Source organism: Paenibacillus sp. FSL H8-0048 (assembly GCF_038002825.1).
Classification (GTDB): domain Bacteria; phylum Bacillota; class Bacilli; order Paenibacillales; family Paenibacillaceae; genus Paenibacillus_AQ.
Window position 1 is genome coordinate 6,740,583 of sequence record NZ_JBBODF010000001.1, and the last position, 26,426, is coordinate 6,767,008.

General features: G+C 53.7%; 15 protein-coding genes. 13 read left to right on the forward strand and 2 right to left on the reverse strand.

The genetic code is table 11. The annotated features are described in order from the left end of the window. The first annotated feature begins 161 nt into the window (after positions 1-161). The 13 genes from NSU18_RS29255 to NSU18_RS29310 all read left to right on the forward strand — a co-directional run bounded on the left by NSU18_RS29255 (position 162) and on the right by NSU18_RS29310 (position 24,463). Positions 162-7,616 carry a hypothetical protein gene (locus NSU18_RS29255; RefSeq protein WP_341150715.1) on the forward strand — a complete coding sequence of 2,485 codons (7,455 nt, stop codon included), beginning with the start codon at positions 162-164 and terminating at the stop codon, positions 7,614-7,616. 361 nt (positions 7,617-7,977) lie between these two features. After that, positions 7,978-9,171 carry an IS256 family transposase gene (locus NSU18_RS29260; protein ID WP_341149639.1) on the forward strand — a complete coding sequence of 398 codons (1,194 nt, stop codon included), beginning with the start codon at positions 7,978-7,980 and terminating at the stop codon, positions 9,169-9,171. Between the two features lie 699 nt (positions 9,172-9,870). Beyond that, positions 9,871-10,974, forward strand: a complete 1,104-nt coding sequence (locus NSU18_RS29265) for a hypothetical protein (protein WP_341017778.1) — start codon at positions 9,871-9,873, stop codon at positions 10,972-10,974. Between the two features lie 28 nt (positions 10,975-11,002). Then, on the forward strand, positions 11,003-12,121 hold the full coding sequence (locus NSU18_RS29270) for a hypothetical protein (RefSeq protein WP_341017779.1): 1,119 nt from the start codon (positions 11,003-11,005) through the stop codon (positions 12,119-12,121). Between the two features lie 212 nt (positions 12,122-12,333). After that, positions 12,334-13,563: a hypothetical protein gene (locus NSU18_RS29275; protein WP_341150716.1), complete on the forward strand. Its 1,230-nt coding sequence runs from the start codon at positions 12,334-12,336 to the stop codon at positions 13,561-13,563. A 65-nt stretch (positions 13,564-13,628) separates the two neighbouring features. Continuing rightward, on the forward strand, positions 13,629-14,843 hold the full coding sequence (locus NSU18_RS29280; RefSeq protein WP_341150717.1) for a hypothetical protein: 1,215 nt from the start codon (positions 13,629-13,631) through the stop codon (positions 14,841-14,843). Positions 14,844-14,873: 30 nt separating this feature from the next. Continuing rightward, entirely contained in the window at positions 14,874-15,473 is a 600-nt protein-coding gene (locus tag NSU18_RS32460; protein ID WP_445321829.1) for a hypothetical protein, read from the forward strand. Positions 15,474-15,595: 122 nt separating this feature from the next. After that, complete coding sequence (locus tag NSU18_RS32465; protein ID WP_445321830.1) at positions 15,596-17,200, forward strand: hypothetical protein; 1,605 nt, start codon at positions 15,596-15,598, stop codon at positions 17,198-17,200. 638 nt (positions 17,201-17,838) lie between these two features. Next, positions 17,839-19,551, forward strand: a complete 1,713-nt coding sequence (locus tag NSU18_RS29290) for a collagen-like triple helix repeat-containing protein (protein ID WP_341150718.1) — start codon at positions 17,839-17,841, stop codon at positions 19,549-19,551. 96 nt (positions 19,552-19,647) lie between these two features. Continuing rightward, positions 19,648-20,784 (forward strand): hypothetical protein, encoded by a 1,137-nt coding sequence (locus tag NSU18_RS29295; RefSeq protein WP_341150719.1) that lies wholly within the window; start codon positions 19,648-19,650, stop codon positions 20,782-20,784. Between the two features lie 20 nt (positions 20,785-20,804). Further along, the gene (rfbA, locus tag NSU18_RS29300) at positions 20,805-21,689 is read left to right on the forward strand and encodes a glucose-1-phosphate thymidylyltransferase RfbA (protein WP_341150720.1); all 885 of its coding nucleotides are present in this window, start codon (positions 20,805-20,807) and stop codon (positions 21,687-21,689) included. A gap of 257 nt (positions 21,690-21,946) precedes the next feature. Further along, positions 21,947-23,233, forward strand: a complete 1,287-nt coding sequence (locus NSU18_RS29305) for a collagen-like triple helix repeat-containing protein (protein ID WP_341150721.1) — start codon at positions 21,947-21,949, stop codon at positions 23,231-23,233. A gap of 99 nt (positions 23,234-23,332) precedes the next feature. Further along, the gene (locus NSU18_RS29310; RefSeq protein ID WP_341150722.1) at positions 23,333-24,463 is read left to right on the forward strand and encodes a glycosyltransferase family 2 protein; all 1,131 of its coding nucleotides are present in this window, start codon (positions 23,333-23,335) and stop codon (positions 24,461-24,463) included. A gap of 68 nt (positions 24,464-24,531) precedes the next feature. On the opposite strand, the gene dmpG is transcribed toward NSU18_RS29310, so the two are convergent. After that, a complete protein-coding gene (gene dmpG, locus NSU18_RS29315) occupies positions 24,532-25,533 on the reverse strand; it encodes a 4-hydroxy-2-oxovalerate aldolase (RefSeq protein WP_341150723.1) in 1,002 nt (333 codons plus the stop codon). Between the two features lie 2 nt (positions 25,534-25,535). After that, a complete protein-coding gene (locus tag NSU18_RS29320; protein WP_341151116.1) occupies positions 25,536-26,426 on the reverse strand; it encodes an acetaldehyde dehydrogenase (acetylating) in 891 nt (296 codons plus the stop codon).

Sequence of the window (26,426 nt, forward strand, 5' to 3'; positions counted from 1 at the left end):
TCCAATATGCTGCTGTCACTATTTTTGCCCTAAATTAATTTAAATGACTACTTATTATTAAATTTGAAACGGATACCTTCCTTAGAACCGAAGTGTATTCGTTTCTTAATTCTCTTACGGTAAAAGATATATCCATCATCATTGCGAGGAGTTGAAAGCATATGGGGGTTGGACCTACAGGACCTAGAGGAACAACAGGACCTCCAGGGACTACAGGGCCTCAAGGTACCACCGGACCAGTAGGACCGGGTGCTCAAGGTCCGAGAGGGTCAACAGGACCGGGAGGGAGAACAGGGACTACAGGCTCGATAGGAACCACTGGACCGTCGGGTGCAGTGGGCACGACAGGGTTAGATGGTCCAGTCGGAACGACAGGGTTAGAGGGTCCGGTGGGCACGACAGGGTTAGATGGTCCGGTCGGCACGACGGGACTGGATGGTCCAGTAGGCACGACGGGACTGGATGGCTCGGTGGGCACGACGGGACTTGATGGTCCGGTAGGAACGACGGGACTGGATGGTCCAGTGGGCACGACGGGACTGGACGGTCCAGTAGGAACGACAGGGTTAGATGGTCCGGTGGGCACGACGGGACTGGAAGGTCCGGTGGGCACGACGGGACTTGACGGTCCAGTCGGCACGACGGGGTTAGATGGTCCGGTGGGCACGACGGGACTGGACGGTCCGGTGGGCACGACAGGTCTAGATGGTCCAGTGGGCACAACAGGGTTAGATGGTCCAGTCGGCACGACAGGGTTAGATGGTCCAGTGGGCACGACAGGACTGGATGGTCCTGTGGGAACGACGGGACTGGATGGTCCAGTAGGCACGACGGGACTGGATGGCCCGGTGGGCACGACGGGACTGGATGGCCCGGTGGGCACGACAGGTCTAGATGGTCCAGTGGGCACAACAGGGTTAGATGGTCCAGTGGGCACGACGGGACTCGACGGCCCGGTCGGAACGACAGGTCTGGACGGTCCGGTGGGCACGACAGGGTTAGATGGTCCAGTAGGAACGACGGGACTTGACGGTCCAGTGGGCACGACGGGTCTGGATGGTCCGGTGGGCACGACAGGACTGGACGGTCCGGTAGGCACGACGGGACTCGACGGTCCAGTAGGCACGACGGGACTCGATGGACCGGTGGGCACGACAGGACTGGATGGTCCGGTGGGCACGACGGGACTTGACGGTCCAGTCGGAACGACAGGTCTGGACGGTCCAGTCGGAACGACGGGACTCGACGGTCCAGTAGGAACGACGGGACTCGATGGCCCGGTGGGCACGACAGGACTGGATGGCCCGGTGGGCACGACAGGACTGGATGGTCCTGTGGGAACGACGGGACTGGATGGTCCAGTAGGCACGACGGGACTGGATGGCCCGGTGGGCACGACGGGACTGGATGGTCCGGTAGGAACGACTGGACTCGACGGTCCGGTGGGCACGACGGGGTTAGATGGTCCAGTGGGCACAACAGGACTGGACGGTCCGGTAGGCACGACGGGACTCGACGGTCCAGTAGGAACGACGGGACTCGATGGACCGGTGGGCACGACAGGACTGGATGGTCCGGTGGGCACGACGGGACTCGACGGTCCAGTCGGAACGACAGGTCTGGACGGTCCAGTCGGAACGACGGGACTCGACGGTCCAGTAGGAACGACGGGACTCGATGGCCCGGTGGGCACGACAGGACTGGATGGCCCGGTGGGCACGACAGGACTGGATGGTCCTGTGGGAACGACGGGACTGGATGGTCCAGTAGGCACGACGGGACTGGATGGTCCAGTAGGCACGACGGGACTGGATGGTCCAGTAGGCACGACGGGACTGGATGGTCCAGTAGGCACGACGGGACTGGATGGCCCGGTGGGCACGACGGGACTTGATGGTCCGGTAGGAACGACTGGACTCGACGGTCCGGTGGGCACGACGGGACTGGATGGTCCAGTAGGCACGACGGGACTGGATGGCCCGGTGGGCACGACGGGACTCGACGGTCCAGTCGGAACGACAGGTCTGGATGGTCCAGTCGGAACAACAGGACTCGACGGTCCAGTGGGCACAACAGGTTTGGATGGTCCGGTCGGCACAACAGGTCTAGACGGTCCGGTGGGCACGACGGGACTCGACGGTCCGGTAGGAACGACAGGTCTGGATGGTCCAGTCGGAACAACAGGTCTGGATGGTCCAGTCGGAACAACAGGTTTAGACGGTCCAGTGGGCACGACAGGTCTGGACGGTCCGGTGGGCACGACGGGACTCGACGGTCCGGTGGGCACGACGGGACTCGACGGTCCAGTCGGAACGACAGGTCTGGATGGTCCAGTCGGAACAACAGGACTCGACGGTCCAGTGGGCACAACAGGTTTGGATGGTCCGGTCGGCACAACAGGTCTAGACGGTCCGGTGGGCACGACGGGACTCGACGGTCCGGTAGGAACGACAGGTCTGGATGGTCCAGTCGGAACAACAGGTTTAGACGGTCCAGTGGGCACGACAGGTCTGGACGGTCCGGTGGGCACGACAGGTTTAGACGGTCCGGTAGGAACGACAGGGTTAGATGGTCCAGTCGGAACAACAGGTCTGGATGGTCCAGTCGGAACAACAGGTTTAGACGGTCCAGTGGGCACGACAGGTCTGGACGGTCCGGTGGGCACGACGGGACTCGACGGTCCGGTAGGAACGACAGGTCTGGATGGTCCAGTCGGAACAACAGGTTTAGACGGTCCAGTGGGCACGACAGGTCTGGACGGTCCGGTGGGCACGACGGGACTGGACGGTCCAGTGGGCACGACAGGTCTGGACGGTCCGGTGGGCACGACAGGTCTGGACGGTCCGGTGGGCACGACAGGTTTAGACGGTCCGGTAGGAACGACAGGACTGGATGGTCCAGTCGGAACAACAGGACTGGATGGTCCAGTCGGAACGACAGGACTGGATGGTCCAGTCGGAACGACAGGTTTAGACGGCCCAGTCGGAACAACAGGACTCGACGGTCCAGTCGGAACAACAGGTTTAGACGGCCCAGTCGGAACAACAGGACTCGACGGTCCGGTGGGAACAACAGGACTAGACGGTCCAGTCGGAACAACAGGACTGGATGGCCCGGTGGGCACGACAGGTTTAGATGGTCCAGTCGGAACAACAGGACTGGATGGCCCGGTGGGCACGACAGGTTTAGATGGTCCAGTCGGAACAACAGGACTGGATGGCCCGGTGGGCACGACAGGTTTAGATGGTCCAGTCGGTACGACGGGACTCGACGGTCCAGTGGGCACAACAGGGTTAGACGGTCCGGTGGGCACGACAGGTCTCGACGGTCCGGTGGGCACGACAGGTCTTGACGGTCCAGTCGGAACGACGGGTCTGGATGGTCCGGTGGGCACGACAGGTTTAGATGGTCCGGTAGGAACAACAGGGTTAGACGGTCCGGTGGGCACGACAGGTCTGGATGGTCCGGTGGGCACGACGGGACTGGAGGGTCCAATGGGCACGACAGGTCTGGACGGTCCGGTGGGTACGACAGGACTGGATGGCCCAGTGGGCACAACGGGACTGGACGGTCCAGTCGGAACAACAGGACTGGATGGCCCGGTGGGCACGACAGGTTTAGATGGTCCAGTCGGAACAACAGGACTGGATGGCCCGGTGGGCACGACAGGGTTAGATGGTCCAGTCGGAACGACAGGACTGGATGGTCCAGTCGGAACAACAGGACTCGACGGTCCGGTGGGAACAACAGGTTTAGACGGTCCAGTCGGAACAACAGGACTGGATGGTCCGGTGGGCACAACGGGACTGGATGGACCAGTAGGCACGACGGGACTGGATGGTCCGGTGGGCACGACGGGACTGGATGGACCGGTAGGAACGACGGGGCTGGACGGCCCGGTGGGCACGACGGGACTGGATGGCCCAGTGGGGACAACAGGACTGGATGGCCCGGTGGGCACAACGGGACTGGATGGCCCAGTGGGAACGACAGGTCTGGACGGTCCGGTGGGCACAACAGGACTGGATGGTCCGGTGGGCACAACAGGGTTAGATGGTCCGGTGGGCACGACGGGTGTAGACGGTCCGGTGGGCACGACGGGACTGGATGGTCCGGTAGGAACGACGGGACTGGACGGTCCGGTGGGCACAACAGGTCTGGACGGTCCGGTAGGAACGACGGGATTGGACGGTCCAGTCGGAACAACAGGCCTGGATGGACCGGTAGGCACGACGGGTCTAGACGGTCCAGTGGGGACAACAGGTTTAGATGGTCCGGTGGGCACGACGGGACTGGATGGACCGGTAGGCACGACGGGTCTAGACGGTCCAGTGGGCACAACAGGACTCGACGGTCCGGTGGGCACAACAGGACTGGATGGACCAGTGGGGACAACAGGTTTAGACGGTCCAGTAGGAACGACGGGACTGGACGGCCCGGTGGGCACGACTGGACTGGATGGCCCAGTGGGAACGACAGGTCTGGACGGTCCAGTGGGCACAACAGGGTTAGATGGTCCAGTCGGTACGACAGGTTTAGACGGTCCGGTGGGAACGACGGGACTGGACGGTCCAGTAGGTACAACGGGACTCGACGGTCCAGTGGGGACGACAGGTCTGGATGGTCCGGTGGGCACAACAGGTCTGGACGGTCCGGTGGGAACGACGGGACTGGATGGTCCGGTCGGTACAACGGGACTGGATGGTCCAGTGGGAACGACAGGTCTGGACGGTCCGGTGGGCACAACAGGACTGGATGGTCCGGTGGGCACAACAGGGTTAGACGGTCCAGTGGGCACAACAGGTCTAGATGGACCAGTAGGAACGACGGGACTCGACGGCCCGGTAGGAACGACGGGACTCGACGGCCCGGTGGGGACAACAGGACTGGATGGCCCAGTGGGAACGACGGGACTGGATGGTCCGGTCGGTACAACGGGACTGGATGGTCCAGTAGGTACAACGGGACTGGATGGTCCAGTCGGCACGACGGGTCTGGATGGTCCAGTCGGCACAACAGGTTTAGACGGACCGGTGGGCACGACGGGACTGGACGGCCCGGTGGGCACAACAGGGTTAGATGGTCCGGTAGGAACGACGGGTCTGGACGGTCCGGTGGGCACGACGGGACTGGACGGACCGGTAGGCACGACGGGACTCGACGGTCCAGTGGGCACGACGGGACTGGATGGCCCAGTGGGAACGACAGGTCTAGACGGTCCAGTGGGCACAACAGGTTTAGACGGTCCGGTGGGCACGACGGGACTGGATGGTCCAGTGGGCACAACGGGTCTGGATGGCCCGGTGGGCACGACAGGTCTAGACGGTCCAGTGGGCACGACAGGTCTAGACGGTCCAGTGGGCACGACGGGACTGGATGGCCCAGTGGGAACAACGGGTCTGGACGGTCCAGTCGGCACGACAGGTCTAGACGGTCCGGTTGGTACAACAGGTTTAGATGGTCCAGTGGGCACAACGGGACTCGACGGTCCAGTGGGCACAACAGGTTTGGATGGCCCGGTGGGCACAACAGGTTTAGACGGTCCGGTGGGCACAACAGGACTGGACGGTCCAGTGGGCACGACAGGTCTAGATGGACCAGTAGGAACGACGGGACTCGACGGCCCGGTGGGCACAACGGGACTCGACGGTCCAGTGGGCACAACAGGTTTGGATGGCCCGGTGGGCACGACAGGGTTAGACGGTCCGGTGGGCACAACAGGACTGGACGGTCCAGTGGGCACGACAGGGTTAGACGGTCCGGTGGGCACGACAGGTCTAGACGGTCCAGTGGGCACGACGGGTCTGGATGGCCCGGTGGGCACGACAGGACTCGACGGTCCAGTGGGCACAACAGGATTAGACGGTCCGGTGGGCACGACGGGACTGGATGGTCCAGTGGGCACAACGGGTCTGGATGGCCCGGTGGGCACGACAGGTCTAGACGGTCCAGTGGGCACGACAGGTCTAGACGGTCCAGTGGGCACGACAGGTCTAGACGGTCCAGTGGGCACGACAGGTCTAGACGGTCCAGTGGGCACGACAGGTCTAGACGGTCCAGTGGGCACGACGGGACTGGATGGTCCGGTGGGCACGACGGGACTGGATGGCCCGGTGGGCACGACGGGACTGGATGGTCCAGTGGGCACAACGGGACTGGATGGTCCGGTGGGCACGACAGGTCTAGACGGTCCAGTGGGCACGACAGGTTTAGACGGTCCAGTGGGCACGACAGGACTCGACGGTCCGGTGGGCACGACGGGACTGGATGGTCCGGTGGGCACGACGGGACTGGATGGCCCGGTGGGCACGACGGGACTGGATGGCCCGGTGGGCACAACAGGTTTAGACGGTCCAGTAGGAACGACGGGACTCGACGGTCCAGTGGGCACAACAGGGTTCGATGGTCCAGTAGGTACAACAGGACTGGATGGTCCGGTGGGCACGACAGGTCTAGACGGTCCAGTGGGCACAACAGGTTTAGACGGCCCGGTGGGTACGACAGGTTTGGACGGCCCGGTGGGTACGACAGGTCTGGACGGTCCGGTCGGAACGACGGGACTGGATGGTCCAGTGGGAACGACGGGACTCGATGGTCCAGTGGGAACGACGGGACTTGATGGTCCGGTCGGTACAACGGGACTGGATGGTCCAGTAGGCACAACAGGGTTCGATGGTCCGGTGGGCACGACGGGTGTAGATGGACCGGTAGGAACGACGGGACTGGACGGTCCGATCGGCACGACGGGAATCACAGGTTCAACAGGACTCACCGGGTTAACAGGGGCTACGGGTACGACGGGTCCTCCAGGGGCTACGGGATTAAGTATTGTCGAAACAGGAGAGACAGGTGCAACAGGACTAACAGGGCCAACAGGAACTACAGGGGCTACTGGACCAACAGGAACAACAGGACCACAGGGGAAAAAGGGAATTGACGGCGCAAATGGAAATAACGGCGATGACGGTCGAACAGGAGCTACGGGATATACCGGTCTAACCGGAGCGACTGGATTCACAGGTCCAACCGGCATTACCGGATTATCAGGCCCGACAGGAACCACCGGGTATGCAGGCCCAACAGGGACGACCGGGCTGGCAGGTCCAGTTGGAGCTACGGGATATACAGGTGCTACAGGACCTACCGGGATTGGGATAGTGGGCCCGACGGGTTCCATGTCCCGAAGCTATGCACAATTTGCTTTTTATGAACCCGTGGCTGTAGCAACCAGTGATCATTTTCCTATTCCTCATTTCACTTACGTTAATACATCCAGCAGTGGTGATGCTATAGGTCCGGATAGTACGGATACAGATGCATTTGTTGTCCAAAGCGGAAGCTATCTAATCATGTATCAGGCCAATATTCAGTCTAGTGATATCAGACCGGCTGGTCTGGAACTTTTATTAGACGGCATGCCGGAATCTTTGTCTCAAATTGCCGCTCCAATGAACAACGTTGCTTCTATAGTACATGGAACCTATATCCTTGAAGCGGATGAACCCACAACAATCCAACTAGCCCTTATGTATGAGGGAACTTCTGTAACCAGTAGAGCCACAGGAATGCCTAATGCGTTTTTCGCGGCTAAAGTTACAATAGTTCTACTTGGTTAAAGTAACAATAAATATGAATATGAATTTGATTATGTAATCTAAGCGTTCAGTCAGGATCAGCATGAAACTAAGCTGATCTTGACTTTTTTATTGTATAGGAAACTATAGTTTCCTGCTGCTGCGGCAGAGGTGTGTGTAGATTTGTGGATAAGAGCTCTTGGAATGATTCGGAGGTAGGCTTAGAACCTATAGAATGGGAGGGTACAACGGCCTATGAACCAAATGTATGCGAAAAACAGCATACATTGTGCCCGCAAGGATGGCGTAAAGTAAGTTGTGTACCAAGATTTGGAGTCTAGTCAGACACCAAAAAAGTAGGGTATCCTCGGGATTGCGAAACCACCAAGGAGGAACCCTACCAATGAGTATTTTACCCGAAAGTTCTCTGAATAATCTATTTGAAAAACTTGTTAAAGATTTTGTGAAAGACAACATGGAACGCCTGTTGCGCGCCGAAATCCAGGGGTTTATGGACAGTGAAGAAGCCGGTGCCAGCAATAGTCGCAATGGCTACTATACGCGAGACTTACACACGAAATACGGCCATATCGAGGATCTTCAGGTGCCCCGGGACCGCCAAAGCCTTTTCCAGACGCAGATGTTTGAGCCGTACCAGCGGCGGGACGGATGGTTAGAAGAGGCCGTCATCCAAATGTACAAATCGGGCATGGGTACGCGGGATGTGGCCCGGTTCATTGAAAGTATGTTTGGCAGCCACTACTCCCCCACCACGGTCAGCAATATTACGGCTACGGTGCTGGACGATATCCACCAGTGGCAGAAACGGCCCCTGAGCAAACGGTACTCCGTGATCTACTTGGATGGGCTGTACGTGAAGCTGAAACGGGGCACGGTCCGTGGCGAAGTGGTCTACTTTGCGATGGGGATTGACGAGGAGGGACAGCGTCAAATTCTCGGGTTTTACGTGGGCGGCCAAGAGAGTTCGAATGGCTGGCGGGAGGTACTCAAAGACCTGTACGACCGCGGAGCGCAGGAAGTCCTGCTGGGTGTGTTTGACGGACTACCGGGGCTGGATGCGGCGTTTAAAGAGACCTATCCTCAGGCAGATGTACAGCATTGCGTAGTGCACAAAGTGCGGGCCACGTTCCCTAAAATCCGGATGGAGCACAAAACTGATGTCCTTGAAGCGTTGAAAACCGTATATACCGCACCGGATGAAGTGGTAGCCCGGGCTAACTTTGATACGGTCAAAGCGAAGTGGAACAAGCTATATCCGAAGGAAATGAGGTCCTGGGAGGAACAGTTATCCACACTCCTGACGTTCTACAAGTATCCGGAATCGATCCGTAAAGCGATCTACACGTCGAACCCCATCGAACGGATGAACAAGGAAATCCGCAAGCGTCTGAAACCGATGAACAGTCTGACGAACATGGATGCGGCAGAGAAAATCGTGTACCTGGAGATGCTGGAATACAATGAACGTCATGCAGGGCGGGTCGCCCAAGGCTTTGGCATGGATGCCGTTAAAAAGAAGCTAAAAGAGCTATTCGAAACACGCTATCCCTCTTTGCCCACACCGGAAGAGACATAGCAGAGAAATCCAGTTTCTGGGGGTCGGGGTTCCCCCTCCCCCCAGAAACACTACACCCCAACCCGTAACCCCGGGGAGGTACTTCTACTCTCTTACACAAACTTCTTGACGCTACCCCCGCAAGCAGGGAAATGGACCGAATGTATGGCTAAAACAGCATACATTGTGCCCGCAAGCAGGGAAATGGACCGAATGTATGGCTAAAACAGCATACATTGTGCCCGCAAGCAGGGAAATGGACCGAATGTATGGCTAAAACAGCATACATTGTGCCCGCAAGCAGGGAAATGGACCGAATGTATGGCTAAAACAGCATACATTGTGTTCGCTCGCAGGTAATCTTATTCACCCGTTAGGGTGATTTTGTTCAAATAAAAGAATGAATATGTTTCACACGATAACTTATCCTTATATTTCTCGCTGAAATGATACCGTCCTTAAAAGGACGGCAAAGCTGTTTCTACTTGTTGATCAGGAATTATGATGTTCGTTGGATTGAATAAGTTGTGCGCGTAGGCGCGTGAGCCGGATGTGGTTGAAAAACCGACCATAATAGTGATGCCGCAGGCGTTTTGTTCCTTTATTAAACATTAAGAAAGAAAAAAGGGATTTTCCTTAAATAGCTTGGACGGATTAACGAACCATTTATTCTGAACGGCATATGATGGACTATTCTAATCAAGAAAGGAGAGGATTGATTTGTCTCAAGCCAATCTGCCGAATATTACACCAACCATTTCTCTCACCAGAAATGACGCTATCAATATGATGCTATCGGCAATCGCGATGGAAGAACTGGGACTTAGCCATGTCATTAATGCAGAAGGAGAGAAGCTGCAATATGCACTGGGTACTCTTCCTGGAGTAACCGCTCCGGTCGTGAACATTTCCAATCTTCAGGACATTACTTCAAGCATAAGGAATATGCTGGGGGAGACGGTTAAAAGTGCTTGGTTACAGACCAGCCAACTAGAGAGTCTGCTTGCAGCACCTGTGGATTACGGGGCTACCGGAGTAACCGGACCAACAGGTCCAGACGAAGGTCCACCAGGTCCAAGAGGCCTGCCCGGTGTAACTGGAGACACCGGAGATGAGGGTGCTACAGGGGTGACCGGCCCCACCGGCGCTATTGGTCTAACCGGTCTGCCAGGTTTAACCGGAACCACAGGTCTCACAGGTGAAACAGGAGTGACTGGTGTGACTGGCATGACCGGGCTTACGGGTCTAACCGGAGCTACTGGTCTAACAGGAGAAACTGGACTTACAGGGCAAACGGGTGCCACGGGTCTGACAGGGTTAATGGGTCTGACCGGGGAAACGGGCGCAACCGGAGCGACTGGTCTTACCGGTGCTACAGGCTTACCTGGCGTCTCCGGTGTGCCTGAAATAGACCGGCTGGTATCTTATGTTACTGGAGCAACTGTAACTGCAGGTGATCCAGTGGTGTTTACCGATGACGGAGCTAATTCAGGTACGAGCATCTTTCGTGCTGGAGCAGGAACATTTAATTTACTGAATAATGATGTGGGGGGTGTAAATGAGCCTGCGCTATACTATGTCCAATATTCAGCAAATGCAGTTTCTGCAGCAGGCGCCGGGATGGACCTCGGGCTGCTTCTCAACGGAACCGGCATTGATGGAAGTCAGGCAACATCCGCTATTCTAGGAGCTCCAAATGTAGTGAAGGGCGGAAGCGTCTTTCCCACAGTTACAGCCGAGAATCCTAATACACTGGTAGTGTCAAATTTGGGGGACGATCTCACCAATCTCTCTGCTACCATCTCAATCATTAAATTGCTCTAACCCATCTTAATACAGAGGAGTTGATTCCATGTCTCAGGCGAACCTGCCTAATATCACCCCAACGATAAACATTAGTAGGGATGATGCTGTCAACCTGCTGCTGTCGTCCATTGCGATGGAAGAATTAGGGCTTAGCCATATCATTAATGCCGAAGGAGAGAAGCTGCAATATATCCTGGGCACCTTACCCGGGGTTACAGCTCCCGAGGCGACGATTGGCGAAGTGCTGGCTATGAATGATAGTGTAAGAAATATGATGCGCGACATTGTCAAGAAGGAATTTATTCTTACCAATAAGCTGGAAACAGTACTCTCAGCTTCTATAATGGTAGGTCCCACAGGGGCAACCGGTGTGACGGGGGATCCGGGTGGCCCTCCAGGACCCGTAGGAGCTCAAGGTATTGCCGGAGAACAAGGTCCAATAGGCCCCACTGGGCAAACGGGAGAGACGGGACTTACCGGCTTAACCGGACAGACGGGAATCACAGGTTTTACTGGGCTGACTGGAGAGACCGGAGAGACTGGTGACATGGGTTTAACCGGGCTTACCGGCTTAACCGGCTTAACCGGGCTTACCGGCTTAACCGGCTTAACCGGGCTTACCGGCTTAACCGGGCTTACCGGCTTAACCGGCTTAACTGGCTTAACCGGCTTAACCGGCTTAACCGGCTTAACCGGCTTAACCGGGGCGACTGGTGATACAGGAGACGCCTTCTTTGCCGACTATAGTTCTGCAGTAGCCAGCGAAGCTACTGTGGGTTCACCTGATGCAGTGATATGGAATGAACCAGGTCCGCAGAGCGGAAATATTATTCTTGATACGAATATTGGTAATTTCTTTGTACTACCGGTGAATTCTACTATTTTTGTGCAATTTTATGTCAGTGGGCAGAACCCCCTTGACCCTGCTGGCCCGATGGTTTTCCAGTTATATACCACAGATTTAACAGGAGCACGGATTGATGCTGTTGAAGGGGGAGGTGCAAGCTCAGATATAGCAAATACTTCTATAGCAACCGTGTCCGGCGGAGCTATTGTAGTGACAGACGCAACCCAGGTCGGCTTGGGATTGTTCAATGATACCGGAGAGCCTATCGGAGAAGGTATACCCGTTAATGCCAACATCCAACTGATCCGAATCAATTAATATATTTGGAGAGCAGCAAGGCGTCGAGAATCCAATTTCGGCGTCTTCGTTGCGGGTACCATGTTGCCGGACTTAGTGGAGATAAATAAATATCTTATATAACGGACTTGGACAATCTGGCTGCTGCATAAGCTGGAAGTGGAAGTGCTTGCGGCAATACTGCCTTTCTGCGAAGCAGCAAAATAGGAAAGAGAAAGAAGGGTTGTGACGATATGTCATCATTGATTCCGGTTGAACTGGGAAATCCGGGAGCAGCAGTCAGGCTGAGTAGTCCTGTATTGCTGGAAGTTGGCCGTCCCTTATCCCAAATTGATTTCAGCGTACCACTGTCGTTCAAGCCGGTTGCGTCCGGCAATTATCACTTAATTATCGAGTTGTCTGTTCTGAAGGACGGTAAGGTTCTTCATACCCTGTCCGATCCTTATATAGGCACCGCTAATTCAGCGGGTAGTATCTTATCTGCCGATGTGAATGCAAGCATCACTGGCAGTTTCGGCCAGGGGGAACAGCATTTTGAACTGGAGCTAAGGGTGTTGTCCTATCAGAATATCGTGTCGAGTCCACTGTTGGGTGTCCCGGCCATATCCATTCAAGCCTCCTCTGTGCTGGCTGAAGAGGTGGGTCCTACAGGGCCAACCGGCCAGACGGGGAATCCCGGCAACCGGGGGGTGACAGGGACGACGGGTACGCAAGGACCGGTTGGGTCCCCGGGGAGCACTAATATTGCAGGAACAACAGGGCTGCGGGGTGCAACAGGAGCAACAGGTGTTGTAATTAACCTAGGGAGTGACACAGGGCCAACAGGGTATACAGGCGTGACCGGTCCAGGTATTACCGGCCCAACCGGTGCGACAGGGATCGGGGCAACCGGTCCAACAGGTCCAGGTCCAGCCGGACCTACTGGAGCGAGTGGAGCCAAGGGAGTGACCGGCCTTACCGGCCCGGGATCAAGCATTACCGGCCCAACCGGACCGACCGGAGATACAGGTGCTCCCGGGTCCAGCCGATCCTTGCCGGTGGTCATAAGTGATGATTTGCTGGTAAAAGATCCAGGCCCAAATCGAGGGGCTCTTGTTGTTGGTAAGCTTCCACCGTTGCAGATCGATGCGGCTGACCGCTGTGTCCTTATTGAGGGAGCACTACAGATCAGCTTCGGCAATCCGCCTAACAATTCTTTTTATAATACTATAATCTATCAAGTCCTGCGAAATGGTCAACCCATAAATCCTCCACATTTCTGGTTATTACGGTACAGCTACAGCGGTGCAGACAATTCCATTCCCTCGACTGCCGGGTTGGCTTACTTCGATATCGATGATAATCCGCCGGTTGGACCTACCGAATATACACTGACAGCGCAGATATTTGACAGCTCAATTAACACAACAATCAGCTATACGTCGCTCAATGCATCCGCAAAAGTGTTTCTGGATGGAAACTGAGCTTGTACCAATGAATTAATTATGCAGCAAAGAAATGTATCTTAGGTATAAGGAGTTGAGTGTACGTGACGGAGATCTATTCGTCGCTTCTTCTGGGAAGCGGCAACGTGCTGGTTCTTACGGGCATACGGACGGATGTGGAGCAGCAGATTGCGAACGCAGAATTACGGTTGGCTCTTCCTGTGCTGCTGGATATCCTAAGTCCGGGGGACTATCGGCTGCATCTGGACTATGAGTTGCGTAGAGGTAATGCGCCTGTTGCAGCGGGTGTTGTAACGGTTGAGTCGCAGACCACCGCTGCAGGTTTGATCCAGGCTGAAGCAATCATAAGATTCAGCGATCAGTTGCCTGCGGGAGTGCATCGATATGAACTTAGGTTGAAAGGGCTGCCTGATCAGAATATCGCTTCAGATATCCGGGTTGGCTCGCCGCTGCTGCAGACCGGCCCGGGTCCGGTCATCTTAGCGGGTCCAATTGGTCCTAAGGGTCCAACAGGCAATACAGGAATGACTGGTCCAACGGGCTACCAAGGACCTGAGGGGTTTCCGGGAGATCCTGGTCCTTCACTCCCCGGAGCGGCCGGAGCGACAGGTCCTACCGGGGCAATGGGAGCAACTGCATATAATGGAGGATCTCCCGGACCGAGAGGGGCTACGGGAGTCACCGGAGGAAGTATTATTGGCCCCACCGGCAGAACTGGAATCGGAGCTGTTGGAGCGACAGGAGTGGGAGCAGCAGGAAATACAGGATTTACTGGCTGGACTGGAGCGACAGGTGCCCCCGGTCCGGCCGGATCAGGGAATGAGACAGGAGCCACGGGGCCTGCGGGAGCCAAGGGACCAACAGGAGCGGCAGCGGACGGTTCCTATATTCCAACCCTGATCTATAAAATTAACTCAGTATTTTTATCTCTGCCTCAATTTAATATGCCTGTTAGAGTTGTATCACTTCCGGTGAGTTCCACGGATATTGGACGCTGCCAAATTGCCGGCAGTGTGGAGCTCCGCTGGTCAGGCCCACATACTCAACTGTCTCCCAATCAGGGTCTGAAGATTGGATTATTTCTCAACGATAGTGACGGGAATACCTACTATCAGTATGGGAATTACAGTGGAATACAAGGAGTCCAAATGATACAAAATATACCATTTATAGCTATGTATAGTGGACCTCCAACGACGATGTATCTTGATCTAGTGACTACAGCCGATGTAAATGATCAGTGGAGTGTAACAGTCATTGGTACCTTAACTGCAACCGTTATTCCAGATAATGTATGATTTTGCACCTTTTAAAGGAGTGGTGGAGTTATGTCTAATCTTACGTCTCTTCCTTTAGGAATGCCGGGGATAGCTACTCATCTGGCAGAGACACTTGAAATCGCAGCAGCGCAGCCTCAGACACAGGTAACTTTCCATATCCCGCTTGTCTTCTATAACCTCACGACCGGCCCGTCAGAGCTAAGGATTGAGCTGGAGACCCGCCTCTCCGGCAGTCCCGTTCAGACTCAGCTAGTCACGTTGTCCCATAACGGTACAGAGGAAGCAGCCAGAACGCTGCAGGTTACAGTCAATCATCCGGGAGATTCGGGAACGTATGCTTACATCATCCAGGCCCGAGTGATTAGTTATAGTAACATTAAGGCGAATCCCCTAATAGGAAGGGCTGTTGCCGGAATTGCCTCGATAACCGCAATTAGAGCGGATACAGGAATAACCGGCCCGACTGGTCCGACCGGTCCTACAGGGTTAACGGGCTACAGAGGCTTTGATGGGGATGGGGGACTCCATGGGCCAACGGGGGCGACAGGGTACGGGATGACCGGTCCAACTGGTGATCCCGGAGCAACAGGAATGGATGCTACCGGGGGAACCGGGGGGCTGCCGGCCCTGCCGGTCCGACCGGCCTGACGGGGCCGACGGGTGCAGGGGCGACCGGTGTCACTGGCCCGGCTACAACAGGAGCAACAGGCGGAGGCCGCAAAGGATTAACTGGCCCGCGGGGAACTACAGGATTACCGGGAGAACGGGGAGTGACCGGTACGGGTGAAAAAGGTCCTACCGGCCCTGCCGGATTCACTGGAGCACGAGGAATTACAGGAGCAACGGTTCCACCTGTCCAGTATCAGTATTCAGTAGACCCCATTGGTCTGACCTATGACTTTCAGTCGGTTCTCACCTTACCTCAAGTTACCATTAACGAGGGAGCGAATGTGTTATTGCAAGGGCATATTCAGGTAACTTTCCTGCCGTATTTAACCGCCATAAGGGTTCCTATTGTGGTCAATGTTCTCTTCAATGATCTGATAATTCAAAGCTACTCCTTCTATTCCATTCAACAGAGCTCGGATAGCTTCCCCTTCGGAGAGCGGGCCAGTGAGGACTGCCCGTTCAGTCTGACGCATTATGGAGCAGGCGGGACCGGATCATACTCCTTGCAAGTGAAGTTAGATCAGCCTGTGCAGGATGGTTTAGATTTAAGAGTGGAGAACAGTTATTTATACGCGGAACAGGTTGAGCAGGAAGGTGCTTTTGCGGGTGTATCTATAGCTTATTATCTTGCGGCCGGCGGGGTTCAAATTTTCGATGCAGGGATGAATTCAATCAGCACCGTCTCGATGTACGATAACACCGTTAGACCATCCAATTCCATCTACGCCGCATCGGTTGACGGGAATTATATCTACTATGCTGTATCCGATATGTTGTATCGCTTCAACATACAGGAGGAGACAGTAGACAGGTCAATCACTTTGGAGAACGGAATGAAAGCTTCTGATCTGCTGCTGCTTCCGAACCAGAGATATCTCTTCATCTCAGACGAGGCCAGCGCTAAAACTCTAATATATGATATTAATAATGAAAATTTTTATAAAACTCTTAATTATCAAACCAATGTTCTATTCTCCGCAGCTTCTCCTGACAACAAGTATGTCTTCTTTTATATATACTCTACCCCTTTTTCGGGTAATTACACGCTGCCAGTCTATTTTTATAATATTGAATCGGATGTATACATTGGGCCTCTTATGCAAGTACCGGATCCTTCATCACAAAATGTATCCTTTTCGAATCCTCTGGGAGTGACCCCTGATAATGAACAGGTGTGGCTTACTGCTAATGAACCTTCCTATTATTACAATTATCTCGAGTTAAGTAATATAAATTTTCTTGGTTATGGGATCACAGGGGACTCTGCTCAAACCTCAGGCTTGGTTCATTTGAAGAATGGCGATTCTTACGTAATGGGGCGCGGATTATCAGAGAACAATGTGACCGGAATAACCCGGTTTCGTAAAAACACCAAACTAGAGACTTACCCTGGTACGGATGATCAGTTCGCAATAGTTCTTTCGCCTGATGAGCGGTGGATCTGCATCCAGGGAACCCAGGAACTGGTCCTCTTCTCGACCAGTGAGTTCACAACACGCAGGATCCCGTTGACAGACTACACCTTCCAAGGAGGCATTAATTTCACCCGGGACAGCCGATATGTTGTAGTTATAGGGACCCAAAAAATTTATTCAATAGATGTGGTTTATCTGTACGTTCAATCCGTAGAGCTTTCAACTGACCCTTCGAATCAGCCGCTGCCGTATACCCTTTCCAGCGGTGTCTATAAGGCGCAAAGCAAGTAAAAAGGGGCTAGTGCCTGCAAAAGCATCTTAAAACAACTCCTTTAACCGGCAGGTTTAGGGAGTTGTTCTGTGCCGATGAAAGGAGTGGCGAAGATATGTCGAATCTTACGTCTCTTCCACTGGGAACGCCGGGACCGGCAATCCATCTGGCAGAGACACTTCAAATTACAGCATCTCAGCCTCAGACACAGATAACTTTTCATATCCCGCTTGTCTTCTATAACCTCACGACCGGCCCGTCAGAGCTAAGGATTGAGCTGGAGACCCGCCTCGCCGGCAGTCCCGTTCAGACTCAGCTGGTCACGTTGTCCCATAACGGTACAGAGGAAGCAGCCAGAACGCTGCAGGTTACAGTCAATCATCCGGGAGATTCGGGAACGTATGCTTACATCATCCAGGCCCGAGTGATTAGTTATAGTAACATTAAGGCGAATCCCCTAATAGGAAGGGCTGTTGCCGGAATTGCCTCGATAACCGCAATTAGAGCGGATACAGGAATAACCGGCCCGACTGGTCCGACCGGTCCTACAGGGTTAACGGGCTACAGAGGCTTTGATGGGGATGGGGGACTCCATGGGCCAACGGGGGCGACAGGGTACGGGATGACCGGTCCAACTGGTGATCCCGGAGCAACAGGAATGGATGCTACCGGGGGAACCGGGGGGGCTGCCGGCCCCGCCGGTCCGGCCGGCCTGACGGGACCGACGGGTGCAGGGGCAACCGGTGCCACTGGCCTGGCTATAAGAGGAACAACAGGCGGAGGCCGCAAGGGGGGAACAGGCCCCCGTGGAACCACAGGATTCCCAGGTGACCAGGGAGTAACAGGTACGGGGGAGAAAGGTCCCATGGGGCCGGCCGGATTCACTGGTCCGGCGGGAATTACGGGCGTAGAGCTGCCTAATGCCCAGTATCTATATATAGAAGATCCAATCGGCCTGACCTATGACTTCCAGACCGTGCTTGCTTTACCCCAATTGGCCATTAAGAATGTAGGGAATGTGTTACTAAAAGGGAGTTTCCAGGTGAGCTTTCAACCTTATTTGATCCCCACACGGGTTGCGGTCACTGTCAGTGTACTCTTCAATACTACTGTCATCCAACAATTCTCTTTCTATTCCATTCAGCAGAGCTCAGACAGCTTCCCGGGCGGTGAGCGGGCTAGCGTGGACTGCCCATTCAGTCTGACCCATTATAATGCATCAGGAACGGGGAAGTATTCCATGCAAGTGAAGATCGATCAGCCTGTGCCGGATGACTTCGATCCTAGGGCGGAGAATAGTTATTTATATGCGGAACAGGAAGGCACGAGCAGTGTCGTGTACTTTATTGCTGCGGGAGCCATTCAAATTTTCGATGCCATATCTGGCGTAAGAAAATCAGTCCCTCTAAACGGCGATATCACCGGCTCTCCTTCCGTTGCCAGTGCTGCTACACTAGATGGTCATTATATTTACTATGGAGTACAGAATAAGCTGTATCGTTTCGACACTTTTTTAGAGCAGGTTGATCAGGTGAATTTAAATGGTATAAATATTCCCTCTTCTTTAAAAATCTTTAATTTGCTGTTGATGCCTGACCAGAGGCATATCTATATTTTTGCAGGAACTAATTATCTCTATGATCTTGTAGATAATAGTGCGGTCACTCTTGGGTTGATGGTTGGTGGTGGTGTCACTTTCTCCACCGCCTCTCCAGACGGCCGTTTAGCCTTCTTTATTACAGATGAGAATAGGGTGTATGCCCATGACCGCTCGTTGAATAAATACTGGCTTAATATGTTCGGTGATTTTGTAAATAATGATATAATATTTCATTCTAATCCATTAACAGTTTCACTCGACGGTAAGGAGATCAAATTTGCATCGGGTGTATTCGGATCCTATTATGTGTACTGCGAAATTGATAACTTGCTGGTGTTTCCTGTTATTTCTAAGCCCAGCCAGTATGCCACCTCCGGCATGGCTCAGCTCGATACCGGTGATACCTTTATAATGGGAGCAGCAGATTACAATTATACAGGAATCTTTTTGGAGACTGGGGATGACATTGGTTATCTACCGGGAGCAATCGGTCAATTCGCTATGATTTTATCTTCCGATCAGCAGTGGTTGGGTATTCAGGGGACTGAAGCGGTAAAGCTGATTCCGATTCCTGATATCACCAATGCCAAGGTCGTTTTAATGCCCGATAATAACTATGGTGGATTAAGTTTTACAAGGGACAGCCGATATTTGATCACTACTGGGCAAGAGCATATGTACTCCATAAGTGTGGAGGATCTCACAGTCCGTACGTTCGATAATCTCTCCCCGTATCCTGGCTCTCTCACGGACGGAGTCTACAGAAGGTAAGAGTTGGGAGCGTGAATATTATGAAGGGCATTATTCTGGCGGGCGGCTCGGGGACGAGGCTGACTCATTAATGCAACAGGAACGGGGGCATATTCGATGCAAGTGAAGATAGATCAGCATGTGCAGGATGATTTAGATTTAATAGTGGATGACAGTTATTTATTGGCGGAGCAACTGGGCACGGACAGTGTGGTGTATTTTATAGCTTCGGGTGCCATTCAAATATTCGATGCCATATCTGGCGTAAGAAAATCAGTCCCTCTAAACGGAGATATCACCGGCTCTCCTTCCGTTGCCAACGCTGCTACACTAGATGGCCATTATATTTACTATGGAGTACAGAATAAGTTGTATCGTTTCGATACGTTTTTAGAGCAGGTTAATCTTGTAAGTGGCGTTGATATTCCCTCTTATTTACAAATATCTAATCTGCTGTTGATGCCTGACGAGAGACATATCTTTATTATTACAGGAACTAATTATCTCTATGATCTTGTGGAGAATAATACGGTCAATAGTTTTTCGAATTTTGATAATTTTAGTGTCCGCTTCTCCACCGCTTCTCCAGACGGGAGTTATGCCTTCTTTTTTACAGGACAGAATAGGGTGTATGGCTATGAGATGGCGACGAATACAGTTATAGAAAATATCTTCAAGGACTTTCAGAATAATGTGCTAATATTCAATTCTAATCCAATAACAGTTTCACTTGACGGCAAGGAAATCCAATATGCACCCGGTGTATTCGGATCCTATTATGTGTATGCCAACATTCCTGACTGGACTAATGTTAATTCTGTGCCGAGCCAGTATACTACCTCCGGCATGGCTCAGCTCGATACCGGTGATACCTTTATAATGGGAACGGGAGATTACCATTATGGAAATTACAATTATACAGGAATTTTTTTGGAGACTGGGGATGACATTGCTCATCTGCCAGGAGCAATCGGTCAATTCGCTATGATTTTATCTTCCGATCAGCAATGGTTGGGTATTCAGGGGACTGAAGCGGTGAAGCTGATTCCGATTCATGATAACACTAAGAGCAAGGTCGTTTTAATGCCCGATTACAACTATGGTGGATTAAGTTTTACAAGAGACAGCCGGTATTTGATCACTACTGGGCAAGAGCATATTTACTCCATAAGTGTGGATGATCTCACAGTCCGTACGTTTGATAATCTCTCCCTGTATCCTGGCTCTCTCACGGACGGAGTCTACAGAAGGTAAGAGTTGGGAGCGTGAATATTATGAAGGGAATTATTCTGGCGGGAGGCTCGGGAACAAGGCTCCATCCGCTGACGAAGTCGATATCGAAGCAGATTCTGCCGGTGTATGACAAGCCGATGATCTATTATCCGCTGTCTGTCTTAATGCTGGCAGGCATCCGGGATATCCTGATTATCTCGACCGGAAGGGACATCCGGCTGTTCCAGGATCTTCTGGGCAATGGCGAACAACTGGGGCTAACCTTTCAATATGCAGTGCAGGAGCAGCCGCGCGGACTTGCGGAGGCGTTCCTGATCGGAGAAGAATTCATCGGCACAGATCAGGTGTGCATGATTCTGGGGGATAACATCTTCTACGGACAGAGCTTCAGCTCTATTCTGGGAAGAGCCATCCAGCGGCGGGAGGGGGCCACGATTTTCGGCTGCCGGGTACAAGATCCTTCCGCCTATGGTGTCGTTGAATTTGACAATACGGGCAGAGCTGTGGCACTGGAAGAGAAGCCCCTGTATCCCCGCTCTCATTATGCAGTGCCAGGTTTGTATTTCTATGACCGGCAGGTTGTGGAGATTGCCAGGCATATTAAGCCTTCCCGGCGCGGTGAGATTGAGATCACGGATGTGAACCAGGAGTATTTAAGCAGAGGACAATTGAACGTGGAATTGTTCGGCCGGGGTATGGCCTGGCTCGACACCGGAACGCCGGACTCGCTGCTGGAAGCGGCCAATCTGGTGGAGACTGTCCAGAAGCGGCAAGGGCTGTACGTGGCTTGCATTGAAGAGATTGCTTTCAATAAAGGATACATTACCAGAGAGCAGCTTCTGGAGCTGGCAAGGCCGCTGCGTAAGCTGGCCTACGGGCAATACTTGTTAAGCATAGCAGAAGAAGCGATTATCACTCGCGTATGAGGTTTATGGGGCCAACGGACACATTCCGGACTTGGCGCATATATTGGTATTCACAGAGCAGAGGAGATTTGGTGGGAGTAATGGAGCCCATTGTGAAGAGGCTACCCGCTAAGTCCACACCAAACCTGTAAGCTTGAATACTACTATATTAATCATTAAGTATGCTGCTGACCGGGGGATCCTTGTACATGCAGACTTAGCATGGTTCCCGGCGCATACTGGAATGAAATCCAATTCTATAAGGATGTGACCATGTAATGGCTTTCTTGTCAACAGGGCCTATTGAGAATAACCCGGTGAATGGAGTGAGACCGACTCAGCAGGTTACCGTGAAGATTGATAACCGCAGCCAGGCCTCAGCGTATTCACTCACCATTCAGGGTTATCAATTGACCGGCGGAACGAGAGTGATGTACGTAAGCGAATTGCTCAATATTGCAGCGAATCAGGTTATTACGAAGAATTACTACGCCGACGTTAATGCGTATGAATTCACGTTTATTACATCACCGAATTCCTCGGAGGAAGTTGAGCCGGTGCAGATCTCGCTATGGGGCAAGAATTCATCGGGGCAATTGGTAACAGCACACCGGTTAGTAGCGGAGGAATTGTTGGGTGCTGACAAAGGCAGCGGCGGCGGAGCAACAGGGCCGGCGGGAGCTACGGGCCCAGCAGGAGCTACAGGCCCAGCAGGAGAAAGGGGACCGGCAGGTGAGCCTGGGCCAGCAGGACCCATCGGCCCCACCGGTCCGGGAGGGGGAGATTCAGGGGCTACTGGACCTACAGGGACCTCAGGAGCCCCTGGACCTACAGGAACAACAGGAGAATCTGGACCTACAGGGACTACAGGATTCCAAGGTGCTCAAGGAACCACAGGTCCCGGCGGAGGAGATCGGGGAGACACAGGGCTTACAGGGCTTACAGGACTTACAGGACTTACAGGACTTACAGGACTTACAGGACTTACAGGACTTACAGGACTTACAGGACTTACAGGGCTTACAGGAGTCACAGGGCTTACAGGATTGACAGGAGCCACTGGAACAACTGGTCCCATATTGGCAACTGAAGGCTTCTCTGTACTCTTGCCAACCTTGGTGACTGGAACCACAGCAACATTTGTCGGTTGGGAAGAAACGGCACCATATTACGGCAATGCGGCATTTGACGCGGTACTGGGTGAGTATACCATTCCAGAAACAGGCAGATATTCTATTGAAGCCACTGTCAACTTTGCCTTTACCGCAGCGATCGGCGCTGCTTTAGACCCGGATGTGAATCCGTCTTTAGTAGTCCAGAGAACTGCGCCAGCTCCGGCAACAGATCTGGTGACCGGATTATTACCGGTACTGGATGTAGCTATTGGAGGAACTTTAACTCTTAGAACACTTCTTAGAAGCGGTTCTGTCACCTTGGCAGGTGAAGTCGAGCTTACAGCAGGTGATGTTATCAGCCTCATCTATCAGTCTAATGGTTTGGCGCTGGATGTGGATCTGGGTGCTACAGATTCTGGTGTAGTATGGTCTGTTCACAGATTAACCTGATCCTGGAGGAGCCTGGTCAATGATTCAGCAAGCTTCAGAACCATCCTTCACGGGATGGTTTTCTTTATTTATATCTGATTATTCTCAGGAGGCGGGAAGATGGAAGCAGAGCAGCAGGGCCTGTTCAGTCTGTGTATGATTGTAAAGGACGAAGAAGCGGTGCTGGGACGCTGTCTGGATTCGGTCAGAGATCTGATGGATGAGATCATCATTGTGGATACAGGATCGGCTGATCGGACCCTCACTGTTGCGGGCTGGTATACAGAGAAGGTATTTACTTATTCGTGGGATGAGAATTTCGCAGCGGCCCGCAACTATTCCTTTGCACAGGCGACAATGCCTTATGTATTCTGGATGGATGCCGATGAGCTGCTGGCGGCCCGGGAAGCGGAGAAGCTGGCCCGGCTGAAGCAGCAATTGGCGCATGAACAAAATGGTGTGGAGGTGATTTGGATGGGGACCCGGCTATTTTCCCAGCCCACCCAGGCTGCTTCAGCTCTCGTGCCGGTGCATTCAGAGCGCCATCCCAGGATTGTCAGAAACGGGCGTTTCCACTGGCGGGGCAGGGTGCATGAGAAGCTTGAAGTTGGCACAAGCGCCGCCATGAATACGGATATCTGCATTGACCATCGTCCGTCCGCCGTCCATACGGAACGTAACCTGCAGATTATGAAGCGCTGGATCGCTGAGGAAGGCGAAGCTACAGGTACACTGCTCTTCCACTATGCGAATGAATGCTTCGATGCCCGGGATTATCCAACTGCTTCAGCCTCCTATGAAAAGCTGTTACAAGACCCAAGCAACAGCAAGGATGAACGGATTACAGCTTGTCTGCGGCTGTCTGAATGTTACCGGGAGCTGGGCATGGCGGAGCTTAGGCTGAACAGCCTCTTCCGTTCGTTCGGCTTCGGGCTGCCCCAGGCGGATGCCTGTTGCAGTGTCGCCGGGTTCTTCGAGGAGCGCCAGGAATGGGAAGCTGCCATCTATTGGTATCTTCAGGCAATCGCCCGGCAGGCCGCCGGACCAGGAGAGCGTCCGGTCTCCCAGGCCTATTATACCTGGATGCCTCATGCCCTGGTCAGTCGTTGCCTGGCCGCTGCAGGAGAATGGCAGCAGGCTTACCAGTATAATGAGCAGGCATTAGCTTATCTGCCGGGTGACCAGGTACTGCTTAGCAAGCGAAAGAAATTGAAGCAGGTTCTAGAGATGAGGCGAAATAGCCCAGAGTAATAAAAAAGCAGGCGGCCGGGAGATTCAAGCTGCCTGCTGTATTTATGTTGTTGAAATATATAACAAGGTCAAACCTGCTGTGACAGGGTCAGAGCGGCCTCAAGAATCAAGTCCTCCTGCCCGGCCACAACCTTGCGGCGGCCAAGCTCCACTATGACCGCCTTAGGATCGACATGGTATTCCTTGGAGATTCGTTCCACCGGCTTCACGAAGCCGGAGAATACTCCAGCCATACCGCTTATAATACTCATGCTGCCGAGCTTAGGGGGCTTGGCGAAGGCTTTCTCCGCTTGTTCGGCCATTTCCAGCAAGGCATAGAGTTCAATTCCGGTATTCCAGCCAGAGTGGTGCAGCGCTGCAACCAGCACTTCCAGCTGGGCATTGCCTGCTCCGGCACCGAATCCGCGGGCGGTGCCGTCGAGGATGGTTGCCCCTGCCCCGGCGGCAGCCAGTGAATTACCGATGGCGAGGCCGAGATTATTATGGGCATGGAAGCCGACAGGGATATCCAGGATGCTGCGCAAGTATTGAATTTTCCCGGTTACATCATTGGGCAAGTAAGCTCCTGCGGAATCCATCAGAATAACGGCCTGTGCCCCGTAGCTGTGCATCTTCAAGGCTTCAATGCCCAGAACCTCAGCGGATGCCATATGGGACATCATAAGCACGCCGTAGGCTGTTCGTCCCTGATTACGCACATATTCGATATGACGTTTCGTCAGATCAGCCTCTGTACAATGAGAGGCGACGCGCACGATATCGACCCCCAGCTCCAATGCTGCCCGCAGATCACGGTTAATTGTAGCAAACCCGGGGATGACATGAATAGACAAGAGCGTATGATGGAGATTGCTTCTGCAGATGGACAGCATCTCTGCATCGGACAGCAGGCTCTCGCCAAGCTGGAGGGAGGAGGCACCGAGCCCGTTGCCGTGACCGACCTCCAGCACGGCCAGACCCGCCTTCTCCGCCAACCGGGAATAGAGGTCCAGATGCTCACGGGTTAACTGATGCTTCACGGCATGTGAGCCGTCCCGGAGCGTAGGATCGCTAATGATCAGTGGGTGCATGGTCATTCTCCTTTGTGTGCAATCAGCGAGCGTCTGGCATATTCTTCGGCCAGGGCGATCGCTGCGCAATTAATAATATCCAGATTTCCGGCATAGGCGGGGAGAAAGTCACCGAGCCCTTCAACCTTGACCATCATGGCGATTCTGCCGTTCTCAATTACAGGTGGAACAATAAGCTGATAGCCGGGCACATAGTGCTGGATTCGGGTAACCATCTCCTCTACTGCCCTAGTAAGACTCTCCATATCGGGCTCAGGGACAACAGCGAAGAGCGTTGTCTGCATATCAATGCTGGGAATCGCCGGATTCAGATTAAGAATGGCCTTGGCCTTCCCGCAGCCGGTATAGCTGCGGAGCGCATCCTCTGTAGCTTCGATGTACTCATCCAGATTGATTCTTGTAGCAGGTCCTGCGCTCAGCGAGGCAATGCTGGATACCACCTCTATATACGATACTTCCTGCTGGGACCGTGCGATGGCATAGGCCAGGGGTACAGACGCCTGCCCGCCGCAGGTAATCATATTTACATTGTCACTATTAAGGCTCTCCCGCAGGTTCACAGCCGGGATGCACGTTGTGCCCAGTTGTGAGGGAGTCATATCAATCACGAACTTGCCCAGTGCCTTCAGCAAGGGATAATGACGGGTATGGGCAGCGGCCGAAGTGGCATCGATCACAATATCACAGCATCCGGGATTGTCGAGAATGGCATCGATGCTTCTGTCGGACACCTGAATACCAAGCTTCCTGGCAAGCTGAAGTCCTCTGGATTCCGGGTTTCTTCCTGTGAAGAGGGTGCAGGTCAGGTACTCGGAGCGGAGAACCTTGATGAGCAGATCGGTGCCGATATTGCCGCTTCCCAGAATGGCAACGTTCAGCGGATTCGTGTGCAT